Here is a 21,042-nt window from a genome sequence, read left to right on the forward strand (position 1 = left end):
GCGCCTCTGGGGGATATCGCTCTTTTGTTATAGCTCCTGCATGTATTGCTTGTGGTAAGTATTAAAATACTCTTTAGCTCCACAGTTAATAGCGAGCCGGGGGAAATCCTATTGGTTGGCCCCGCTGCTCGTATGTGTCCGGTCGCGGTGGTGAGCGGCCCCGGCCCACCGCTGCCGGGCCATTGCGGTACCCTGACGCCATGCGTGCCGTACGCCTTCTGCTTAGCGAGCCGCGCTGATCACTCCCGACCGGTGAGAATGCCTGGTCGGCATCGGCGCGGCGTCCCCTCCTGTGCGAGGGGATTTTTCGTTTCCGTAGACGCGTGTCCGTAGACGTGGGCGCCGGCAGATGACGATCGATGGAGCTTTGAGGATCATGAGCGAGACGAATTCCGCAGCCGACGTTGCTGCGCCGCACCGCTACACGGCAGCGATGGCCGCCGACATCGAGGCACGCTGGCAGGACTTCTGGGACGCCGAGGGCACGTACGAGGCACCCAACCCGTCCGGCGACCTGGCGGACAACCCGGAGCTGGCCGCCAAGCCGAAGAAATTCATCATGGACATGTTCCCGTACCCCTCGGGTGCGGGCCTGCACGTCGGCCACCCGCTGGGCTACATCGCCACCGACGTCTTCGCCCGTCACCAGCGGATGACCGGCCACAACGTCCTGCACACCCTGGGCTTCGACGCCTTCGGCCTGCCCGCGGAGCAGTACGCCGTACAGACCGGCACCCACCCGCGGCTGTCCACCGAGTCCAATATCGAGAACATGACGGCGCAGCTGCGCCGGCTGGGCCTGGGCCACGACAAGCGCCGCTCGTTCGCCACCATCGAGTCCGAGTACTACAAGTGGACCCAGTGGATCTTCCTGCAGATCTTCAACTCCTGGTACGACGCCGAGGCGGACCGTGCCCGGCCGATCGCCGAACTGGTCGCCCAGTTCGAGAGCGGTGAGCGCCCGACCCCGGACGGCCGCGACTGGAGCGCGCTGAGCGCGGCCGAGCGTGCCGACGTGCTGAGCGGCCACCGCCTGGCCTACGCCTCCGACGCGCCCGTCAACTGGTCCCCGGGCCTGGGCACCGTCCTGGCCAACGAGGAGGTCACGGCCGACGGCCGCTCCGAGCGCGGCAACTTCCCCGTCTTCAAGGCCAAGCTGCGCCAGTGGAACATGCGCATCACCACCTACGCCGACCGGCTGCTGAACGACCTGGACGGGCTGGACTGGCCCGAGGCGATCAAGCTGCAGCAGCGCAACTGGATCGGCCGCTCGGAGGGTGCGCGGGTCGACTTCCCGGTCGACGGCGCAGGTGACATCACCGTCTTCACCACCCGCCAGGACACCCTGTTCGGTGCCACCTACATGGTGCTGGCACCCGAGCACGAGCTGGTCGAGCGGATCATCCCGGCCGCCTGGCCCGAGGGCACCCACCCGGTCTGGACCGGCGGACACGCCTCCCCGGCCGAGGCCGTCACCGCGTACCGCAAGCAGGCCGCCGCCAAGTCCGACGTGGAGCGGCAGGCCGAGGCCAAGGACAAGACCGGTGTCTTCACCGGCGCGTACGCGACCAACCCGGTCAGCGGCGAGCAGGTCCCCGTCTTCATCGCCGACTACGTGCTGATGGGCTACGGCACCGGCGCGATCATGGCCGTACCGGCGCACGATGCGCGCGACTTTGCCTTCGCGCGCGCCTTCGAGCTGCCGATGCGCTGTGTCGTCGAGCCGTCGGACGACCGCGGCACCGACCCCTCGACGTGGGAGGACGCCTTCGCCTCGTACGAAGCGAAGCTGGTCAACTCCGCGAACGACGAGATCTCCCTGGACGGCCTGGGCGTCGTCGACGCGAAGGCCCGCATCACCGACTGGCTGAAGGAGCACGGCGTCGGTGAGGGCACCGTCAACTTCCGTCTGCGCGACTGGCTGTTCAGCCGCCAGCGCTACTGGGGCGAGCCCTTCCCGATCGTCTACGACGAAGACGGCATCGCCCACCCGCTGCCCGAGTCGATGCTGCCCCTGGAACTGCCGGAGGTCGACGACTACTCGCCGCGCACCTTCGACCCGGACGACGCCGACACCCAGCCCGAGACCCCGCTGTCCCGCAACGCCGACTGGGTCAACGTCACGCTGGACCTGGGCGACGGCGCCGGCCCGCGCAAGTACCGCCGCGAGACCAACACCATGCCCAACTGGGCCGGTTCCTGCTGGTACGAGCTGCGCTACCTGGACCCGAACAACAGCGACAAGCTGGTCGACCCGGCGATCGAGCAGTACTGGATGGGCCCGCGCGAGGGACAGCCGACCGGCGGTGTCGACCTGTACGTGGGCGGCGCCGAGCACGCCGTACTGCACCTGCTGTACGCCCGCTTCTGGTCCAAGGTGCTGCACGACCTGGGGCACATCTCGTCGGCCGAGCCGTTCCACAAGCTGTACAACCAGGGCATGATCCAGGCCTTCGTCTACCGGGACAGCCGCGGCATCGCGGTCCCGGCGGCCGAGGTCGAGGAGCGCGACGGGGCGTACTACTACGAGGGCGAGAAGGTCTCCCGCGTCCTGGGCAAGATGGGCAAGTCCCTGAAGAACGCCGTGACGCCCGACGAGATCTGCGGCGAGTACGGCGCGGACACCCTGCGCCTGTACGAGATGGCGATGGGCCCCCTGGACGTGTCGCGCCCCTGGGACACCCGCGCGGTCGTCGGCCAGTACCGGCTGCTGCAGCGGCTGTGGCGCAACATCGTGGACGAGGAGAGCGGCGAGGTCACCGTCGTCGACGCCGAACCCGGCGAGGACACGCTGCGCGCCCTGCACAAGGCGATCGACGGCGTCGGCGGCGACATGGCCGGAATGCGCTTCAACACGGCCATCGCCAAGGTCACCGAGCTGAACAACCACCTGACCAAGGCGGGCGGCCCGCTGCCGCGCTCCGTCGCGGAGCCGCTGGTGCTGCTGGTGGCGCCGCTGGCGCCGCACATCGCCGAGGAGCTGTGGCGCCGGCTGGGCCACACCGACTCGGTCGTGCACCAGGACTTCCCGGTGGCCGACCCGGCGTACGTCATTGACGAGACCGTGACCTGCGTGGTGCAGATCAAGGGCAAGGTCAGGGCGCGCCTGGAGATCTCCCCGTCGATCACGGACGCGGAGCTGGAGACCCTGGCCCTGGCCGACCCGGCCGTCGTCGCCGCGCTGGGCGGGGCAGGCATCCGGAAGGTGATCGTCCGGGCGCCGAAGCTGGTGAACATCGTTCCGGCCTAGGGCCCGCGGACGTCTCGGCGAGGGTGTGAGGGCTTTCCCCTACGGGCAGGTTGGGGGTTCCGATGGAACCCGCGGCCTGCCCGTTCCGTTTACGGTGGAAGGGCCGGTAAACACGTGTCGGCAGCCGTCACACCATCCGAGGGGCGCTCATGGAAGCCGTGATCCTGATCCTGGGGCTGCTCGTCGTCGCGTTCGTGGCCCTGGGCATCTATGTGAGTGTCAAGGTCATCCGCGCGGCCAGTCGCGGGGTGGACCGTACGATCACGCAGGCGCGGCGAGCCGTGGAGGACACCACGCTCCGGGCCAAGAGCTACGGACAGATGGGCGTCGTCGGGGAGCTGGCACAGCTGCGCCTCTCGCTGCGCACCTCGATGCGGGCCACGCAGGAGGCGCTGCAGACGGGCGTGACCGAGGACGCCTCGCTGTCCGAGTCGCTGGGCCTCTTCCAGCGGCTGAGCGTGCACGGCCGTGAGCTGGACGACGAGCTGAAGAGGCTGGAGCGGGAGCCCGACAAGACGACGGTGGCCTCGTTGCTGCCTGGACTGAAGAAGCGCACCGGGCAGATCACCGGCTCCGCCGAGTCGCTGCGCTGGGCCGCGCGTGACCGGGCCCGTCAGTTCGCCGACGATGATCTCGCGACGCTGAACGAGCAGATCGACGTGGAGGCCGGTGCGCTGCGGCACTGGACGACGGAGGAGCCCGTGCCGGGGCACCAGGAGCAGGCGGGAGTGCCGGGAGCCCCCGGCGGGCCCGGAGCCGCCCGGCGGCAGGGGCAGTGGCCGGGTCCGGGACAGGCGCAGGGAACCGGGCCGGGGGACGCCGGGATCGCGGAGGCCATCACCGCTGCGGATCCGAGGCAGCGGACCGAATACCCGTGGCAGAAGACGGCACGGCCCGAGACCACGAACTGAAGCCGAGTCTCCCCGGCGTCGGCACGCATGTGCGGTGCCGGGGCGGGTCACGGCATGACCGATGCGTCGAACAGGACCGGGCATGGCAGGATGCGGCTCGAAGCGACCGGAACTGATCAATCGGTCGGGGTCGGACTGCCGAGCCACCGCCCCGGAAGGTAACCTCCCGCTCATGTCCCGCCATGTCGCGATCGTCACCGATTCAACGGCCTACCTGCCGCCCGAGGCGATGGAACGGCATGGCATCACCGCGGTGCCGCTGACCGTCGTCCTCGGTGACCAGGCGTTGGAGGAGGGCACCGAGATCTCGGCCCGCTCCCTCGCGCTTGCGCTCCAGAAGCGCCGCCCCGTGACGACTTCCCGGCCCAGCCCCGAGGTGTTCGCCGCCACCTACCGTGCGGCCGCCGACGCCGGGGCGACCGGCATCGTCTCGCTGCACCTGTCCGGGGAGTTCTCCGGCACGTACGACGCCGCCGTGCTCGCGGCGAAGGACGCGCCCGTTCCGGTGCGGGTGGTGGACACCGGGATGGTCGCCATGGCCCTCGGCTTCTGTGCCCTGGCAGCGGCGGAATCCGCGGATGCGGGCGGAAGCCTGGACGATGCGGTGGCGGCGGCCGAGAAGCGCGCGGAGGCCACGTCCGCGTACTTCTACGTCGACACTCTGGACTATCTGCGCCGCGGCGGCAGGATCGGTGCCGCGCAGGCACTGCTGGGCTCGGCCCTGGCCGTGAAACCGTTGCTCCAGCTGGACGGCGGCCGCATCGAACTGCTGGAGAAGGTCCGGACGGCCTCGAAGGCCATCGCCCGGCTCGAGGAGATCGTCGCCGAGCGGGCGGGCAGCGGGCGGGTGGACATCGCGGTGCACCACCTGGCGGCCCCGGAACGAGCCGAGCGGCTGGCCGAGCGGCTGGCCGAGCGGGTTCCGGGACTGGTGGATCTGCATGTCAGCGAGGTGGGCGCGGTGATCGGCGCGCACACCGGGCCCGGACTGCTGGGAGCAGTGATCTCACCGCGCTGGTAACCGGGCCGGCCTCGCGGAGGATGTCACCGCACCGGTTTCACGCACGGGGTTCGCTGCACTGGTTTCAGGCACGGGTTGCATCGCATCGGAGTCACCGTCCGGAGTGGTGGAGTTATCCACAACGGGCAGGTTTTCCACCAGAATTGGGTGCCCTCAGCGGGTTCCGGCGGAAGTGCCTAGCGTCATGAGGCATGGCTTCCCGATCACATCGTGCAATCAGCGGACCCGGCAGCGGGCCCGGTCGCGTTCCCGCCTCGGACGGGCGTGCCGCCCGGAGCGGTGCGGGTTCCGGGCCGGGCCGGCGGCGACACGCGCCTGACCGGTCCGCCGCCGCTGCGGCCTCACGCTCCCGCGCGGACGCGCTCATGGCCGGCGGGTACGGGCCGTCGGGTCCCCGGCACGCGGTGGCCCGGCACGCGGTGGGCATGGCCCCGGGTTCAGCTCCGGCTCCGGCTCCGGCCACGACTCCGTCCCGGGCCGACAACGTGGTGGAGACTGCCGCCTCGGACTCACCGGTCGAGCCCGCGCCGAGTAGGGCACCCGAGGGGTGGTGGGCGCGGACGGGCCCCGCGCTGCGGGAGCGGCTGCCGATGTGGGTGCAGCTCAGATGCGGTCTGGAGCCAAGGGCCCTCGCCGCACTCGCCGTTGTCCTGGTGGCGGCTGCGGTCTTCGCCGGGATGCACTTCTGGTCCGCGCGCCCCGAGGGCGTCCGCGCCCCGGATCCCGTCAGCGCGGCCGGGCACGCGCCGGTGCCGCAGGGCGACGCTGCCCCGGCCGCCGGCAGTTCCGGTACACCCGAGCCGTCCCCGGGGCCGCCGCCCGCCGTCGCAGGCGTCGCAGGCGTCGGAGGCGTCGGTGGGCGGATCGTGGTGGACGTGAGCGGGAAGGTACGGCGGCCCGGGATCCACCGGCTGCCGTCGGGTTCCCGGGTCACCGACGCGCTGCAGGCGGCGGGCGGGGTCCGGCCCGGCGTGGATCTCGGCGGCCTCAACCGGGCCCGGGTGCTCGTGGACGGTGAACAGATCCTGGTGGGCGTCCCGCCCGGCACGGTCGCCGCAGGCGGTACGGGTGGAGCCGGCCCGGGTCCGACAGCCACGGGCGCCGCCACCGGACCGGTGAGCCTCAGTAGCGCGACCGCCGATCAGCTCGAAACCCTGCCCGGAGTGGGCCCCGTCCTCGCCCAGCACATCGTCGACTACCGCACCCAGCACGGTGGCTTCCGGTCCGTCGACGAACTCCGTGAGGTCACGGGGATCGGCGACCGCCGGTTCGCCGACCTCCAGCCCCTGGTGCGACCGTGAGCGCCGGGGACGTCCACACGGCGTCGGGGCGGCGGCTCGGGGCCGCCGATCCCCGGCAGGAGGGACCGCCCGATCTGCGACTGGTTCCCCCGGCCCTCGCGGCCTGGGCGGCGGCCGCGTTGACGGTGGGAGCGCCGGGCCGGTGGGTGGCGGTGGGGGCGGTCCTCTGCCTCGGGGCGGCCATGGTGCTGCTGGCCGTGCCTGGAGGACGACGGCTTGCGCCTGGAGGACCACAACCCGTTCCCGGAGGACCACGGACCGTGCCAGGTGGACCACGGCTCGTGCCAGGCGGACCACGGCTCGTTTCTGGAGTCCCGCCTGTGCCGGGGTGGTCTCCGCCCGTCCGTTCCCTGGGCTTCCTTCGACGGCGCGGGCACACGTCGGGCGACGGGCGGTGGCGTCCGCACGCGACGGCCGCTGCGGCGGTGCTGCTCTGCGCGGCCGCCGGAGCGGCGTCGGCCGGGCTGCACAGCGCCGACACCCGGCAGGGTCCGGTACCCGGGCTGGCCCGGCAGTTCGCCAGGGTCGAGGCGGAGGTCACGCTCACCTCCGATGCCCGGCAGACCTTCCCCCGGGTACGCGGCGACCACAGCACTCCCGCCGCCCTGCTACTGAATGCCGAGATCACCCGGTTGCTGACAGGGCCCGGTGGCTCGGCCGCCCGGCTGCGCACGCCGGTCCTGGTCATCGTCACACCCGGCGGTGCGGCGGAGCAGTGGCAGCGGCTGCTCCCCTCCACCCGGTTACGGATCAGCGGCCGGCTGGCGCCACCGCTGCACGACGGGGAGCGGGCCGCCGCGGTCCTCCGCCCCACCGGCAAGAGCCCGCCCCGCATCACCGGCCCGCCCACGCTCGTCCAGCGCACGGCGGGCGGGCTGCGCGCGGGGCTGCGCACCGCGACCGAGGGGCTCGGCCCCGATGCGCGGGCGCTCCTGCCCGGACTGGTCGTCGGTGACACCACCCGGGTCACGGCGGAACTGCACGAGGCGTTCCGGGCGACCGACCTCACTCATCTGATGGCGGTCTCCGGCGCCAACCTGGCGATCCTGCTCTTCCTGCTCATCGGCCCGCCGGGCAGCGCTCTGCGGGCCGAACGCCGAGGACTGGCACCCGGGCTGGGGATCTCGTTGCGGATGACCGCCCTGCTCGGCGGCGGGCTCACACTCGCGTTCGTCCTGGTCTGCCGGCCCGAACCCAGTGTGCTGCGGGCCGCTGCCTGCGGCCTGATCACACTGCTCGCCATCGGCACCGGGCGGCGCAGAACACTGATCCCCGCGCTGGCCGCCGCCGTTCTGCTGCTGGTGCTCTACGACCCCTGGCTGGGGCGCAGTTACGGATTCGTCCTGTCGGTACTGGCCACCGGAGCGCTCCTGACCATCGCCCCGCGGTGGAGCGACGCGCTGCAACGGCGCCGCGTACCGCCCCGGTTGGCCGAGGCACTGGCCGCCGCGGCGGCGGCGCAGGCGGTGTGCTCGCCCGTCGTGGTGCTGCTCGCCTCCCGGGTGAGCCTGGTGGCGATCCCGTGCAACCTGCTGGCCGAGTTCGCGGTGGCGCCGGCCACGGTGCTCGGGTTCGCGGCGCTGGCCGCGGCCCCGGTGGCCATGCCGGTGGCCGAACTGCTCGCCCGGGTCGCGGGGTGGCCGGCCGGGTGGATCGCCTCGGTGGCCCGGACCGGGGCGGCGCTGCCCGGTGCGGAGATCGGCTGGCCCGACGGGCGGACGGGCGCGCTGCTGCTGGCCGCACTGACCGGGCTGCTGGTGCTGTTCGCCCGCCGGATCGGACGCCGCCCCTGGGTGTGCTGCGCCGCGGCGCTGCTCCTGGTGCTCGCGGTGGTGCGCCCGGTACCGCTGACCCGGGTGCTCACCGGATGGCCGCCGCCCGGCTGGGCGTTCGCGATGTGCGACGTGGGCCAGGGCGATGCCCTGGTGCTCGCGGCGGGGCCCGGATCGGGCGTCGTCGTCGACGCCGGTCCGGATCCCCGGCTCGCCGACCGGTGCCTGCGGGACCTGGGGATCACCCGAGTCCCGTTGTTGCTGCTGTCCCATTTTCACGCCGACCACGTGCGAGGTCTGCCCGGTGTGCTGCGGGGCAGGGCGGTGGGCGCGATCCAGACGACGAGCCTGGACGAGCCGCCCGAACAGGCCGCGTTCGTCACGAGAACCGCAGCCGCGGCCCGAGTGCCCGTGGTGCGGGCCGTCCCCGGAGAGCGACGCCGGATCGGCACGCTGGACTGGCAGGTGTTGTGGCCGGTGGGCGGTGCGCCGGCGGGCCGGGCGGCCGGGCCCCTGCCGCAGGGGCCCAATGATGCCAGCGTCACCCTGTTCGTGCGGACCGGCGGACTCACCCTGCTGCTCCCCGGCGATCTCGAACCCCCGGCCCAGCAAAGCCTGCTGCGCAGCTACCCGGCCCTCCCTCAGGTGGATGTGCTCAAGGTCGCCCATCACGGCTCGGCGTATCAGGACGCAGCCCTGCTGCGGGCCGTGCATCCCAGGTTCGCCCTGGTCAGCGTGGGCCGGGACAACCCGTACGGTCATCCGGCCGCCGGCACGGTCGAGGCGCTCAGGGCCGGGGGAGCGGTGGTGCTCCGTACCGACAGTGACGGTGCGATCGCGGTGACGGGCGCCGGGCGGGGACTCCGGGCGGTGGGCCGCTCATGACCCGGCACACAGCTCAGCGACCGTCAGAGGGGCGCCGGCTCGCGGCGCACCCGGCCCCGCCGTCCCCCAACGGAAGCAGGTACACCGTGCCGCACCCGGCCCCGCCGTCCCGCAACGGAAGCAGGTACACCGTGCCGCGCTCAGTCCAGCCACTGCCCGTCGGCCATCAGGTCACGGCCGCTCTGCTCGTTGGCCTCGCGCCACGCCCTGACCGCCGTCGGGGTGAAGCGCAGGTACACCCAGGCGGGGCTGTTGCGCAGGTCCCAGTCGAACCTGGCGGCGAACGCGTCGCCCGACTCCGCGGCGAGGTCCACCCCTTCGATCACCTCGGCCGTCGCCTCGATCAGGACCACGTCGCGGGTGTGGCCCAGCGCGATCCGGGCCTGCCCCGCCGGTGTCACGTTGACCGCGGTGGGGTTGGTGCGCCGGGTGGCCATCAGCAGCGTCCCCCGGTCCCAAACGAACCACAGCGGCACCAGGGTCGGTACGCCGTCCGGCGAGGCGGTGGACACCCACGCGTCCTCGTCCTTCTCCAGGCGGTCGAGCACATCCTGCTTGCGCTGCTGCCGGCTGCGGGCCGGCTCGTGCTTCGTCATGTCCGGCACGCTAGCCAGTGCGCCCGGCGCCGCGCCTCGGCCACCGGTCCTAGGACCACCGGCTCATGGCGGGGCGCCGCGCCCCGGGACAGACTGCTGGGATGGACCCGCACCTGCCGCACACCGTCGACTCCTACCTGGCACGCATCGGCGCCACCAGGCCCGGCCGCCCCGACGCGGCGGCACTCCGTGAGCTGCAACTGCGCCACCTCACCGCCGTGCCCTTCGAGAACCTCTCGATCCATCTCGGCGAGGACATCGTGCTGGAGGAAGGGACGCTCCTCGACAAGATCGTGGTCCGCCGCCGCGGTGGGTTCTGCTACGAACTCAACGGCGCCTTCGCCGCGTTGCTGCGGGAGCTGGGCTTCGACGTCACGCTGCTCCAGGCCCGGGTCCACGGCGGGGACGGGAAGCTCGGCATCCCCTACGACCATCTGGCGCTCCGGGTGGAGACGGACGACGGCACCGGCCCGTGGCTCGCGGACGTCGGCTTCGGTGACCACGCCCAGCAGCCGCTCGCACTCGACGACCGCAGCGACCAGGAGGACCCGCGCGGCACCTTCCGGATCAGGCAGGCCACCACGCTGGGCGCTGAGCACTACGGGGACGTCGAGGTGCTGCGTGACGGAGCGCCGCAGCTCCTGCTGGACCTGCGGCCCCGGGCGCTGGCGGACTTCCGGGCCGGCGCCTGGTACCACCGCACCTCACCCGACTCCGGCTTCACCCGCTCCCCGGTCTGCTCCCGCTTCACCACCACGGGCCGGATCACGCTCAGCGGCCGAAAGCTCATCACGACGGTCGGTGCCGAGCGCCACGAGACCCCGCTGGGGAGCGACGACGAGGTGCTCGCCGCCTACCGCGAGCATTTCGGGCTGCGCCTCGACCGGCTGCCCACGGTCCGTGGGAGCGGCACTTCCACGTCGGACGGGTGACGCGCGCGGAGGGGGCGGTCAATTCGGACCTTCGGTAACACCTCCGCCCAAGCGACGGCGAGATGCTCTGTTTGCCTCGAACGCCACAAGGGTGATCGAATGCATGATCGTCGGCGGGCCGCTGCTCCGACAACGAAGTCCAGCCATCCGGCCCCAAGGTGAATGCGCCCCCGGGGAGTACGTGAAGATGTTCGGCCGCTGGTTCGGAAACAAGGGAGCGACAGGTGCCGCGCACGGCAGCGCCGTCGCCGGACTCGCGCTGCCTGACTCGGCCGGAGTCCTCAGCTGCCGGGTGCTCGACCCGGTCGGTGAGGCCGTGCGACGGGCCGAGTTCGGGGTCACGGACTCCTCAGGGCGCAAGATCGTCGCCGGTGAGACGGACCCGTACGGCAACGTCCTCGCCACGGTTCCGGCGGGGGAGTACCGGTTGGCTGTCACGGCCGAGGGTTTCACTCCGTTCCACGGTTCGGTATCGGTGGCCGAGGGCGAGCGGTCGGGTCCGGGCCATGTGACTCTTCAGGCGTCCGTGCCCCCGCAGTTGCCAGACCCGGGCGAGTGGGAGATTGAGCCGATGCACTCTCAGATCGGCTTCACGGCCCGGCACATCGGGATGGCCCGTATCCATGGCCGGTTCAACACCTTCGCTGGCGCGGTCCGGATCGCCGACCGCATGGAGAACTCGGCCATGCACGTGATCATCGACGCCGCGTCGATCGACACGAACGTCCAGATGCGGGACGACCACCTGCGCTCCGGTGACTTCCTCGACGTGGGCCGCTATCCGACGCTGGAGTTCTACAGCGACCGGTTCGTCCACCGAGGCGGTACCCGTTGGGGGGTGAGCGGCGCCCTCACCCTGCACGGCGTGAGCCGTACGGTCACGCTGGACACCCATTACCTCGGCCTCGGCAGCGGACTGGAGGGTGAGACACGGGCCGCCTGCCGGGCCACCACCGAACTGCACCGAGAGGACTTCACCCTCACCTGGCAGACCATGCTGGCCCGTGGGATCGCCGTTGTCGGCCCCAGCATCTCCATCGACATGGACATCCAGATCGTCCCGAAGGGCTGAGCCCACCCCGAAGCCCCATGGCCCATGCCTGACGCCACATGCCTCATGCCCGATGCCTCGAAGTCGTTGTGTTCTGGTGTCCCGCGCCAGGATTCCGGGCGCAGGACACCAGGGCGGTTTCGAAAGTCCCGTCTGCGTGGCGGCGTCTGGCACTTCCCCAGCCGCGTCCCTAACCTCACGGGTCAGTACACCTAGCGGCGGTCATCGGCGAAGGCACGGTACAGCGTGTACCGCTTGTCGCTGACGTCACCGGTGATGACGGCTTCATGGGAGGCCGCGTCGGTCCATTCCGCGACGATCGTCGCTCGCTCACCGTCTGAGGTCAGGTGGACATGCGCCGCGAGCAGCCCCGACGCCGGCGCGACGGTGACGTTCACCTCGTCCACCGCCACCGTGCTGACCACGAAGACACCGGCCGGTCGCTCCGCGTCATGAACGACGCTGCGGGTGAGGCGTGTTCGGGTCAGTCCGGGGCGCTCGATGCCGGGCACGAGCGCGTCGATGTGACTGACGGCCCTGGCGCGGTGGGCGCGAGCCCATGTCAGGTGGTCCTCGTCGCTGGTCCACTGCGCGTAGAAGAGCAGACCGGTGCCATCGGTGGACAGGAAGATGTGCTGAGCCAGGCGCCCGGAGGGCGTCTTGGCCGCCGCCCACTCGTCCGTCAAAGCGTCAGCGGCCGAGCGGGACCGCTCGGTGGTGCCAGTGAGCCACTCACTCATCAAAGCTGTTCCAGCGGCAGGGTGAACGAGATCCAGAAAGCGTGTCATGGACGTTGACGCTCAAGCATCAAGTGCACTTGAGGTCAAGCCGCTCGCGTAGTCACTGGGAGCGGACCACATGCGTTGAAGCGCCTCTTCGACACCCCTAGGGGGTCTCCAGCCACCCCTCGTACTCAGCGGCGAACCCGTCGAGGGCCGCGGCGTCCAGCCGCCGGTCCGGGTCTTCCACGACCACCAGCCACTGGGCGTCCTCGGCATCGTCCTCGCCGGCCAGGGCGTCGCGCACGAGCTGCGGCTCCTCGGCGACCCCGAACCGGTCGGACAACTCGTCCGCCACCTCCTGCGCCGTATCGCGGTCGGGCAGCACCAGTACATGTCTCACATCGCTCACCCGCCCATTCTCCGGCACGGGCAGCGGTGCAGTGGCCGGCCGGGCTGTCAGTGGCCCGTGGGATGCTGGACGGCGATGGCCACCAGAAGGAATTCCACCGACGACCCGCTCGCCCCGCTCACGCTCGCCGTGGGCCAGGAGGACCTGCTCCTGGACCGCGCCGTGCAGCAGGTGGTGGCCGCGGCCCGCGTCTCCGACGCCGATACGGACGTCCGTGACCTCACCTCCGACCAGCTCCAGCCGGGCACGCTCGCCGAGCTGACGAGCCCGTCGCTCTTCGCCGAGCGCAAGGTGGTGATCGTGCGCGGCGCACAGGACCTCTCCGCCGACACGGTCAAGGACGTCAAGAAGTACCTGGACGACCCGGTCGAGGAGATCACGCTCGTACTCCTGCACGCGGGCGGCGCCAAGGGCAAGGCGCTGCTGGAGGCCGCGCGCAAGGCGGGGGCGCGGGAGGTCGCCTGCCCGAAGACCACCAAGCCGGCGGAGCGGCTCTCCTTCGTGCGGGGTGAGTTCCGGGTGCTGGGGCGCTCGGCCACTCCCGAGGCGTGCCAGTCGCTGGTCGATTCCATCGGCAGCGATCTGCGGGAGCTGGCGAGTGCGGTCTCACAGCTCGTCGCGGACGTCGAGGGCACGATCGACGAGGCCGTCGTCGCGCGCTACTACACGGGGCGCGCCGAGGCGTCGAGCTTCACGGTCGCCGACCGGGCGGTCGAGGGCCGGGCGGCGGAGGCGCTGGAGGCCCTGCGCTGGTCGCTGTCGACCGGAGTGGCGGCCGTCCTGATCACCAGCGCGCTCGCGCAGGGCGTGCGGGCGATCGGCAAGCTGTCGTCGGCGCGCGGGGGCCGGCCGGCGGATCTCGCCCGTGAGCTCGGCATGCCGCCGTGGAAGATCGACCGGGTGCGTCAGCAGATGCGCGGGTGGACACCGGACGGGGTCGCGGTGGCGCTGCGAGCGGTCGCGGAGGCGGACGCGGGGGTCAAGGGGGGCGGGGACGATCCGGCGTACGCGCTGGAGAAGGCCGTGGTGGCGGTGGCACGGGCCGCACGGGCGGGGCGGTAGCTGTCGGGCGGGGACGGCGGCGATGGGCCCGGGCTCGTCCGGCGCAGGCCTCGCGCAGGCCTCGCCCCCAATCGCCGGACGGCCTTGATCCTGTCCGCACGGCGCCCGCACGGCGCCCGCACGATGCCCGCGTGATGCCCGCGCGTGACCACCGCATGACGAAGGCCCCTGTCGTCGCCCTGGGGAGGGGGATGACAGGGGCCTTCGTTCTGTGCTTGGTGCGCCGCACCCGCGTGGCGAACGCAGGTTCGGTGTGCGGCGCGGGGTGCCGGTCGGGAGCGGGAGAGAGGGCCCGCTTGGTCCCGTTCCGGCGATCACATCAGAATGCTCAGCCCTGGAGGGTGGCAACCTTGGTGGCCAGCGCCGACTTCTTGTTGGCGGCGGCGTTCTTGTGGATGACACCCTTCGAGACAGCCTTGTCGAGCGCACGGGAGGCGTCGCGGACGGCCACAGTGGCCTTCTCGACGTCACCCGCGACGACGGCCTCGCGGGCCTTGCGGACTGCGGTCTTGAGCGACGACTTGACGGCCTTGTTGCGCAGGCGCGCCTTCTCGTTGGTCTTGTTCCGCTTGATCTGGGACTTGATGTTCGCCACGAAAGAGCCTTTTCAGGTTCGTTGGATCTTCGATGTGCGCCCTGTGGCCGGAAAGCCACGAGGCACAGCTGTCCACGGTAGCAGCCGCGCTCCGACCGGCCCAAACCGGTCTCCGCTCCGCAGGCGTGGGACGATGGGAGCTACGTACAGATCCGAGTGCAGATCCGAGTACAGATCCGACCCGACCCGACATCGACCCGAGACACGGCGTTCGGCGTCTCAAGAATCAGGACCCTGCGTGCCCGCGACTCCTCTCCACGTGCCCGAGCCGAGCCGTACCGACCCGGCGCTGATCCGCAATTTCTGCATCATCGCGCACATCGACCACGGCAAGTCGACCCTTGCCGACCGGATGCTCCAGCTGACCGGTGTGGTCGACCAGCGGCAGATGCGCGCTCAGTACCTCGACCGGATGGACATCGAGCGCGAGCGTGGCATCACCATCAAGTCCCAGGCGGTACGGCTGCCCTGGGCGCCCACCGCCGGCGAGGGCCAGGGCAGCACCCACGTCCTCAACATGATCGACACCCCGGGGCACGTCGACTTCACCTATGAGGTCTCGCGCTCGCTCGCGGCCTGCGAGGGCACGGTCCTGCTGGTCGACGCCGCGCAGGGCATCGAGGCCCAGACCCTCGCCAACCTCTACCTGGCGATGGAGAACGACCTCACCATCGTTCCGGTGCTCAACAAGATCGACCTGCCGGCCGCCCAGCCCGAGAAGTTCTCCGAGGAGCTTGCCAACCTCATCGGCTGCCAGCCCGAGGACGTGCTCAAGGTCTCCGCCAAGACCGGTGTCGGAGTGGACGCGCTGCTGGACCGGGTGGTCAGGGACGTCCCGGCGCCGATCGGCAAGGCCGACGCCCCGGCCCGCGCGATGATCTTCGACTCGGTCTACGACTCGTACCGCGGTGTCGTGACGTACGTCCGTGTCGTCGACGGTTCGCTGAACAAGCGCGAGCGGATCCGGATGATGTCGACCGGCGCCACCCACGAGCTGCTGGAGATCGGCGTCTCCTCCCCGGAGATGACGCCGTCCGACGGCATCGGCGTGGGTGAGGTCGGCTACATCATCACGGGTGTGAAGGACGTCCGGCAGTCCAAGGTCGGTGACACCATCACCTCCCTGAACAAGGGCGCGACCGAGGCGCTGGGCGGCTACAAGGACCCCAAGCCGATGGTGTTCTCGGGTCTCTACCCGCTGGACGGGTCGGACTACCCGGACCTGCGTGAGGCCCTGGACAAGCTCCAGCTCAACGACGCCGCCCTGGTGTACGAGCCGGAGACCTCCGCGGCGCTCGGCTTCGGCTTCCGTGTCGGCTTCCTCGGCCTGCTCCACCTCGACGTGGTCCGCGAGCGGCTGGAGCGGGAGTTCGGCCTCGACCTCATCGCCACCGCGCCCAACGTGGTCTACCGGGTCGAGATGGAGGACGGCACCGAGCACACCGTCACCAACCCGAGTGAATTTCCCGAGGGCAAGATCGACAAGGTGCACGAGCCGGTCGTCCGGGCCACGGTCCTGGCGCCCAGCGAGTTCATCGGCGCGATCATGGAGCTGTGCCAGCAGCGCCGCGGCAGCCTCCTCGGCATGGACTACCTCTCCGAGGACCGGGTCGAGATCCGCTACACCCTGCCGCTCGCGGAGATCGTCTTCGACTTCTTCGACCAGCTGAAGTCCAAGACCCGCGGCTACGCCTCGCTCGACTACGAGCCCACCGGCGAGCAGTCCGCCGAGCTCGTCAAGGTCGACATCCTGCTGCACGGCGACAAGGTCGACGCGTTCTCCGCCGTGACGCACAAGGACAAGGCGTACGCGTACGGCGTACGGCTCGTCGCCAAGCTGCAGAAGCTCATTCCGCGGCAGAACTTCGAGGTGCCGATCCAGGCGGCGATCGGCTCCCGGGTCATCGCGCGTGAGACGGTCCGCGCCATCCGCAAGGACGTCCTCGCCAAGTGCTACGGCGGTGACATCTCCCGTAAGCGGAAGCTGCTGGAGAAGCAGAAGGAAGGCAAGAAGCGGATGAAGATGGTCGGCAACGTGGAGGTGCCGCAGGACGCGTTCATCTCCGTACTGTCGACCGACGAGTCCGCCGGGGAAAGCAAGGCCAAGAAGTGACCCTTCCGCGCGCCCGCCGACCCTACTGATCGGTAGACCCATGGGCCCCCGCATCGCAGAACGCTGCGGCGCGGGGGTCCGTTCGTTATGAAGCGGGGTTCGATTGCCCCTTACGCGGCGGACGCGGGCGCTCTACCCTGATCACGACTTCGTAGTTACTCGTGAGTTAAACAAGCAGGATCAAGCACCAGACACAAGCGGAGAGCGAACCCGCACGGGGAGAGCGAACCGCGAACCAGCAGCCGGTCGTGAAGCACTGCCGTAGGCCCGGAGGATGTCGTGAGCGACGCACAGACCATGATCGAGAACCGTCCGCCGTCCGTGGCGACCCTCTTCATCGACCGGGTGGCCGCCACTCCGGACGGGGAGGCTTACCGCTACCCCGTCCCCGCGGCCGACGGCCGGGGCGCCGACGAGTGGAAGTCACTCAGCTGGGCGCAGGCCGCCGAGCGCGTGTACGCCATCGGGGCCGGGCTGATCTCGCTCGGAGTGCTGCCGGAGGAGCGCGTCGCGCTCGCCGCCAGTACCCGGGTCGAGTGGATCCTCGTCGACCTCGGCGTGATGTGCGCGGGCGCCGCGACCACCACGATCTACCCCTCCACCAACGCCGAGGAGTCGGCGTTCATCCTCTCCGACTCCCAGAGCCGGGTGCTGATCGCCGAGGACGCCGTGCAGCTGGCCAAGGCCCGTGAGCGCCGCGCCGAGCTGCCGGACCTCGCCCATGTCGTCGTCATCGACGCCGAGGGCGCCGGACCCGCCGAGGGCGACCCCGAGGGCTGGGTGCTCACGCTGGCCGAGCTGGAGGCCCGGGGCACCGAGCACCTGGCGAAGAATCCGGCCGCGATCACCGAGCGGGTCGACGCGATCACCGCCCAGCAGCTCGCGACCCTCATCTACACCTCCGGCACCACCGGCCGCCCCAAGGGGGTGCGGCTGCCGCACGACAACTGGTCGTACATGGCCAAGGCCACCGTCTCCACCGGGCTGATCACCAAGGACGACGTCCAGTACCTCTGGCTGCCGCTCGCGCACGTCTTCGGCAAGGTCCTCACCTCCGGCCAGATCGAGGTGGGACACGTCACCGCCGTCGACGGCCGGGTCGACAAGATCATCGAGAACCTGCCGGTCGTCCAGCCGACGTACATGGCCGCGGTCCCCCGCATCTTCGAGAAGGTCTACAACGGCGTCGCGGCCAAGGCCCGCGCCGGCGGGGCGGCCAAGTACAAGATCTTCCAGTGGGCGGCCGAGGTCGCCCGCGAGTACGCCAAGGTCTCCCAGGACAACTTCCGCCGCACCGGCACCGCCTCCGTGCCCTTCGCGCTCGGTGCCAAGCACAAGGTCGCCGACGCTCTCGTCTTCGCCAAGATCCGCGAGGCCTTCGGCGGCCGGCTGCGCGCCTGCGTCTCCGGTTCAGCGGCCCTCGCGCCCGACATCGGCTTCTTCTTCGCGGGCGCCGGCATCCACATCCTGGAGGGCTACGGCCTCACCGAGACCAGCGCCGCCTCCTTCGTCAACCCGGGTGAGTCCTACCGCACCGGCACGGTCGGCAAGCCGCTCCCCGGCACGGAGGTCCGGATCGCGGACGACGGCGAGATCATGCTGCGCGGCCCCGGTCTGATGCAGGGCTACCAGGGACTGCCGGACAAGACCGCCGAGGTGCTGGAGGCCGACGGCTGGTTCCACACCGGCGACATCGGCGAGTTGTCCGTCGACGGCTACCTGCGGATCACCGACCGCAAGAAGGACCTGATCAAGACGTCGGGCGGCAAGTACATCGCACCGGCCGAGGTCGAGGGCCAGTTCAAGGCGGTGTGTCCGTTCGTCTCCAACATCCTGGTGCACGGCGCGGACCGTAACTTCTGCACCGCGCTGATCGCCCTCGACGAGCCGACCATCCTCGGCTGGGCCGCCGAGAACGGCATGGAGGGAAAGTCGTACGCGGACGTCGTGGCCGCCCCGCAGACCGTCGAGCTCATCGACGGCTATGTGAAGCGCCTCAACGAGGGGCTCCAGCGCTGGCAGACCATCAAGAAGTTCCGGCTGCTGCCGCGCGACCTGGACATCGAGCACGGTGAAGTGACGCCCAGCCTCAAGCTGAAGCGGCCGGTCGTCGAGCGCGCCTACAAGAACCTGATCGAGGACATGTACGCGGGCTCCCGCGAGGCCTGAGAGCGGCCCCCACACCTGCCTCCACACCGGCCCCTGACGGGTTCCCACCTGCCCGACGACGGGTTCCGGCCGTCCCGGCACCGGGTTCAGGCCGGTCGGCCCCCGCGCTCCGGCGCGGGGGCACGGACATCGCTACCGCGCCCGCTCCGGCGTGCGCTCCGGCGCTCGCTTCTCCGCTCACTTCGGTAACTCGGCGCGTATGGGGTTGGCCGATCTGTCACTCTGTCCCTTGTCGTCAGCGGCGCAAGTGCGAGAACAGGCAGAGCGAGAACAGGTCAGGAGCCGCCCGGTGGGGTCCATTCCCTTGCAGCGGGACATCGTGCAACGTCCCGGAACCAGTGCCGCGTCCACGGGCACCCAGCCGGTCGCCCGTACGAGTCTGCCCGGGAACCTGCTCGCGCCCGCCGCGGCCCGGCGGTTCGTCGCGGCGGCGCTCGCCGAGTGGAGCGGGCTCGGACTGCCCGCAGCGGTGGGGTTCAGCGACCGGCTGTCCGACGACGCGGCGGTGATCGTCAGCGAACTGGTCACCAACGCTGTCGTGCACGCCGGAACCAACGTCGAACTGCTCTTCAGGCTGGAGGAGGCGACCGAGGACGAGGCCTCCGCACTGGTGCTGGAGGTCTCCGACCACCACCCGGCCCGCGCCGTGCGCAGCGACGGCAGCGAGAAGGACGCCGGGCCCGAGGGCGCGGGCGGACCGGGGGAGCCCGCCGAGTACGGGCGCGGACTGGAACTGGTCGCCACCCTCTCCGAACGCTGGGGCATCACCTACCGCACCGGCCTCAAGACCGTCTGGGCCAGGCTCCCCGTCGACGACTGGAACCCCTTCACGGACGCCCGCACGGAACCCGGCTTCCAGCAGGGCCTGCGCGCCGCCGAACTCCTCGCCCCCACCGCACGGCGCGCCCTGCGGGACGACGCGGACTGGGCCGGTCGCGGCGCGCTCTCGTTCCTCGCGGAGGCCTCCGACCTGCTGGCCGGGCAGCTCGACGAGGACATCGTCGCCGCGCTCGCCGGCCAGTTACTGGTTCCCAGGCTCGCCGACTGGTGTGCGATCTGGCTGGAGCCGGAGAGCGGCGGCCGGGCCGCCGTCCCCCGGCTCGCCAAGGTCTGGCACATCGACGAGACCCGCACCGACCCGCTCCGCGAGGTGCTGGAGGGCGACCCGCTCCGGCTCCCCGAGCGGGTCGGCACCGGACCCGTCTCGATCCCGTGGCCCGGCAGCGCGGAGGACGCCGAGCCGGCGGACGGCAGCGACGGCGTCGCCCTCGCGTACCGGATCACCTCGGGCGGCCGCAACCTGGGCGCCGTGCTCGTCGGCCGCGAGGGCATCGCCCGCGTTCCCGACGAGGTGACCGCCCTCATAGAGGACTTCGTGCGCCGGGTCGGTCTCGCCGTCGGCGCGGCCCGCGCCTACACCCGGCAGGCCACCATCAGCCGCATCCTGCAGCGCGGACTGCTGCCCAGCAAGGTCGCCGACATACCGGGAGTGGCCAGCTCGCTGGTGTACGAACCGAGCGACGACGGAGTGGTCGGCGGTGATTTCTACGACATCTTCCCGTGCCCGAACGACCGCTGGTGCTTCGTCCTCGGCGACGTCCAGGGCAGCGGCCCGGAGGCCGCCGTCGTCACCGGCCTGGCCCGTCCCTGGCTGCGGCTGCTGGCCCGCGAGGGCTTCCAGGTCGGCGAGGTGCTGGTCCGGCTCAACCGGCTGCTCCTCGACGACGCGATGGAGGCCGCCGAGGCGGCCGCGCTGATGGTCGCCGCCGCGGGCGGCCAGCACTCGGCGGAGAGCGGACCGCGCTTCCTCTCGCTGCTGTACGGGGAGCTCGTGCCGCTGCCGGACGGGGGCGCGCGCTGCACCCTGGCGAGCGCGGGCCACCCGCTGCCGCTGCTGCTGCGCCCCGACGGCACGGTGCGGATCGCCGCCGAACCGCAGCTGCTGCTCGGGGTCGTCGACGACGCCACGTACGAGAGCCAGAGCTTCGACCTGGCCCCCGGCGACAGCCTGCTGTGCGTCACCGACGGGGTGACGGAGCGGCGCTCGGGCCCGGTGATGTTCGACGACGGCGACGGGCTGGCGCGGGCGCTGGCCGACTGCACCGGGCTGACCGCCGAGGGGATCGCGGACCGCATCAACCAGGCGGTGCACTCCTTCGCGGAGCGCCCGCCGGACGACGACCTGGCGCTGCTGGTCCTCCAGGCCCTCTAGGCCCCCGTACGGGCTGCCGGGACCGTGCAGGAATCCGGGGT

Annotated in this window: 15 protein-coding genes; 11 read left to right on the forward strand and 4 right to left on the reverse strand. The window is 71.2% G+C overall.

Annotation, left to right across the window (positions count from 1 at the left end; all coding sequences use genetic code 11):
- Positions 1 to 376 precede the first annotated feature (376 nt).
- The 5 genes from leuS to ACGFU6_RS15090 all read left to right on the forward strand — a co-directional run bounded on the left by leuS (position 377) and on the right by ACGFU6_RS15090 (position 9,140).
- Entirely contained in the window at positions 377 to 3,250 is a 2,874-nt protein-coding gene (leuS, locus tag ACGFU6_RS15070) for a leucine--tRNA ligase (protein ID WP_393611001.1), read from the forward strand.
- Between the two features lie 149 nt (positions 3,251 to 3,399).
- Positions 3,400 to 4,161, forward strand: a complete 762-nt coding sequence (locus ACGFU6_RS15075; RefSeq protein WP_393611003.1) for a hypothetical protein — start codon at positions 3,400 to 3,402, stop codon at positions 4,159 to 4,161.
- Between the two features lie 172 nt (positions 4,162 to 4,333).
- Entirely contained in the window at positions 4,334 to 5,182 is an 849-nt protein-coding gene (locus ACGFU6_RS15080; protein ID WP_393611005.1) for a DegV family protein, read from the forward strand.
- 590 nt (positions 5,183 to 5,772) lie between these two features.
- Positions 5,773 to 6,483 carry a helix-hairpin-helix domain-containing protein gene (locus tag ACGFU6_RS15085; protein WP_393611006.1) on the forward strand — a complete coding sequence of 237 codons (711 nt, stop codon included), beginning with the start codon at positions 5,773 to 5,775 and terminating at the stop codon, positions 6,481 to 6,483.
- Positions 6,480 to 9,140, forward strand: coding sequence for a ComEC/Rec2 family competence protein (locus tag ACGFU6_RS15090; RefSeq protein WP_393611007.1), 2,661 nt, complete (start codon positions 6,480 to 6,482; stop codon positions 9,138 to 9,140). The genes ACGFU6_RS15085 and ACGFU6_RS15090 overlap by 4 nt, the downstream gene beginning before the upstream one ends.
- A 140-nt stretch (positions 9,141 to 9,280) precedes the next feature.
- On the opposite strand, the gene ACGFU6_RS15095 is transcribed toward ACGFU6_RS15090, so the two are convergent.
- Complete coding sequence (locus ACGFU6_RS15095; RefSeq protein ID WP_393611009.1) at positions 9,281 to 9,736, reverse strand: pyridoxamine 5'-phosphate oxidase family protein; 456 nt, start codon at positions 9,734 to 9,736, stop codon at positions 9,281 to 9,283.
- 101 nt (positions 9,737 to 9,837) lie between these two features.
- Here ACGFU6_RS15095 and ACGFU6_RS15100 point away from each other — a divergent pair, with 101 nt between their 5' ends.
- Both ACGFU6_RS15100 and ACGFU6_RS15105 read left to right on the forward strand, forming a co-directional pair.
- Positions 9,838 to 10,668, forward strand: coding sequence for an arylamine N-acetyltransferase (locus tag ACGFU6_RS15100; protein WP_393611010.1), 831 nt, complete (start codon positions 9,838 to 9,840; stop codon positions 10,666 to 10,668).
- Between the two features lie 187 nt (positions 10,669 to 10,855).
- Positions 10,856 to 11,740 carry a YceI family protein gene (locus ACGFU6_RS15105; RefSeq protein ID WP_393611205.1) on the forward strand — a complete coding sequence of 295 codons (885 nt, stop codon included), beginning with the start codon at positions 10,856 to 10,858 and terminating at the stop codon, positions 11,738 to 11,740.
- 191 nt (positions 11,741 to 11,931) lie between these two features.
- Here the strand turns inward: ACGFU6_RS15105 and ACGFU6_RS15110 are convergent, their stop codons facing one another.
- Together ACGFU6_RS15110 and ACGFU6_RS15115 are read right to left on the reverse strand one after the other, a co-directional pair.
- A complete protein-coding gene (locus ACGFU6_RS15110; RefSeq protein WP_393611012.1) occupies positions 11,932 to 12,459 on the reverse strand; it encodes a hypothetical protein in 528 nt (175 codons plus the stop codon).
- 145 nt (positions 12,460 to 12,604) lie between these two features.
- Positions 12,605 to 12,850: a hypothetical protein gene (locus tag ACGFU6_RS15115; protein WP_393611013.1), complete on the reverse strand. Its 246-nt coding sequence runs from the start codon at positions 12,848 to 12,850 to the stop codon at positions 12,605 to 12,607.
- Between the two features lie 75 nt (positions 12,851 to 12,925).
- Here ACGFU6_RS15115 and holA point away from each other — a divergent pair, with 75 nt between their 5' ends.
- Complete coding sequence (gene holA / locus ACGFU6_RS15120) at positions 12,926 to 13,912, forward strand: DNA polymerase III subunit delta (protein ID WP_393611014.1); 987 nt, start codon at positions 12,926 to 12,928, stop codon at positions 13,910 to 13,912.
- Between the two features lie 328 nt (positions 13,913 to 14,240).
- On the opposite strand, the gene rpsT is transcribed toward holA, so the two are convergent.
- Positions 14,241 to 14,453: a 30S ribosomal protein S20 gene (rpsT, locus tag ACGFU6_RS15125; protein WP_393611207.1), complete on the reverse strand. Its 213-nt coding sequence runs from the start codon at positions 14,451 to 14,453 to the stop codon at positions 14,241 to 14,243.
- A gap of 292 nt (positions 14,454 to 14,745) precedes the next feature.
- Between rpsT and lepA the strand changes: the two genes are divergently transcribed.
- The 3 genes from lepA to ACGFU6_RS15140 all read left to right on the forward strand — a co-directional run bounded on the left by lepA (position 14,746) and on the right by ACGFU6_RS15140 (position 21,001).
- Positions 14,746 to 16,620, forward strand: coding sequence for a translation elongation factor 4 (gene lepA / locus ACGFU6_RS15130; protein WP_393611015.1), 1,875 nt, complete (start codon positions 14,746 to 14,748; stop codon positions 16,618 to 16,620).
- A gap of 279 nt (positions 16,621 to 16,899) precedes the next feature.
- Positions 16,900 to 18,789, forward strand: coding sequence for an AMP-dependent synthetase/ligase (locus tag ACGFU6_RS15135; RefSeq protein WP_393611016.1), 1,890 nt, complete (start codon positions 16,900 to 16,902; stop codon positions 18,787 to 18,789).
- A 304-nt stretch (positions 18,790 to 19,093) separates the two neighbouring features.
- On the forward strand, positions 19,094 to 21,001 hold the full coding sequence (locus tag ACGFU6_RS15140) for a SpoIIE family protein phosphatase (protein ID WP_393611209.1): 1,908 nt from the start codon (positions 19,094 to 19,096) through the stop codon (positions 20,999 to 21,001).
- Positions 21,002 to 21,042 lie beyond the last annotated feature (41 nt).

The organism is Streptomyces sp. NPDC048462 (genome assembly GCF_043200175.1).
GTDB lineage: Bacteria > Actinomycetota > Actinomycetes > Streptomycetales > Streptomycetaceae > Streptomyces.

Coding starts and splice junctions, on each gene's coding strand:
- ACGFU6_RS15105 (WP_393611205.1), top strand. CDS start 10,856: ATGTTCGGCCGCTGGTTCGGAAACAAGGGAGCGACAGGTGCCGCGCAC.
- ACGFU6_RS15095 (WP_393611009.1), bottom strand. CDS start 9,736: ATGACGAAGCACGAGCCGGCCCGCAGCCGGCAGCAGCGCAAGCAGGAT.
- ACGFU6_RS15085 (WP_393611006.1), top strand. CDS start 5,773: ATGTGGGTGCAGCTCAGATGCGGTCTGGAGCCAAGGGCCCTCGCCGCA.
- ACGFU6_RS15110 (WP_393611012.1), bottom strand. CDS start 12,459: ATGAGTGAGTGGCTCACTGGCACCACCGAGCGGTCCCGCTCGGCCGCT.
- ACGFU6_RS15080 (WP_393611005.1), top strand. CDS start 4,334: ATGTCCCGCCATGTCGCGATCGTCACCGATTCAACGGCCTACCTGCCG.
- ACGFU6_RS15075 (WP_393611003.1), top strand. CDS start 3,400: ATGGAAGCCGTGATCCTGATCCTGGGGCTGCTCGTCGTCGCGTTCGTG.
- leuS (WP_393611001.1), top strand. CDS start 377: ATGAGCGAGACGAATTCCGCAGCCGACGTTGCTGCGCCGCACCGCTAC.
- holA (WP_393611014.1), top strand. CDS start 12,926: ATGGCCACCAGAAGGAATTCCACCGACGACCCGCTCGCCCCGCTCACG.
- ACGFU6_RS15100 (WP_393611010.1), top strand. CDS start 9,838: ATGGACCCGCACCTGCCGCACACCGTCGACTCCTACCTGGCACGCATC.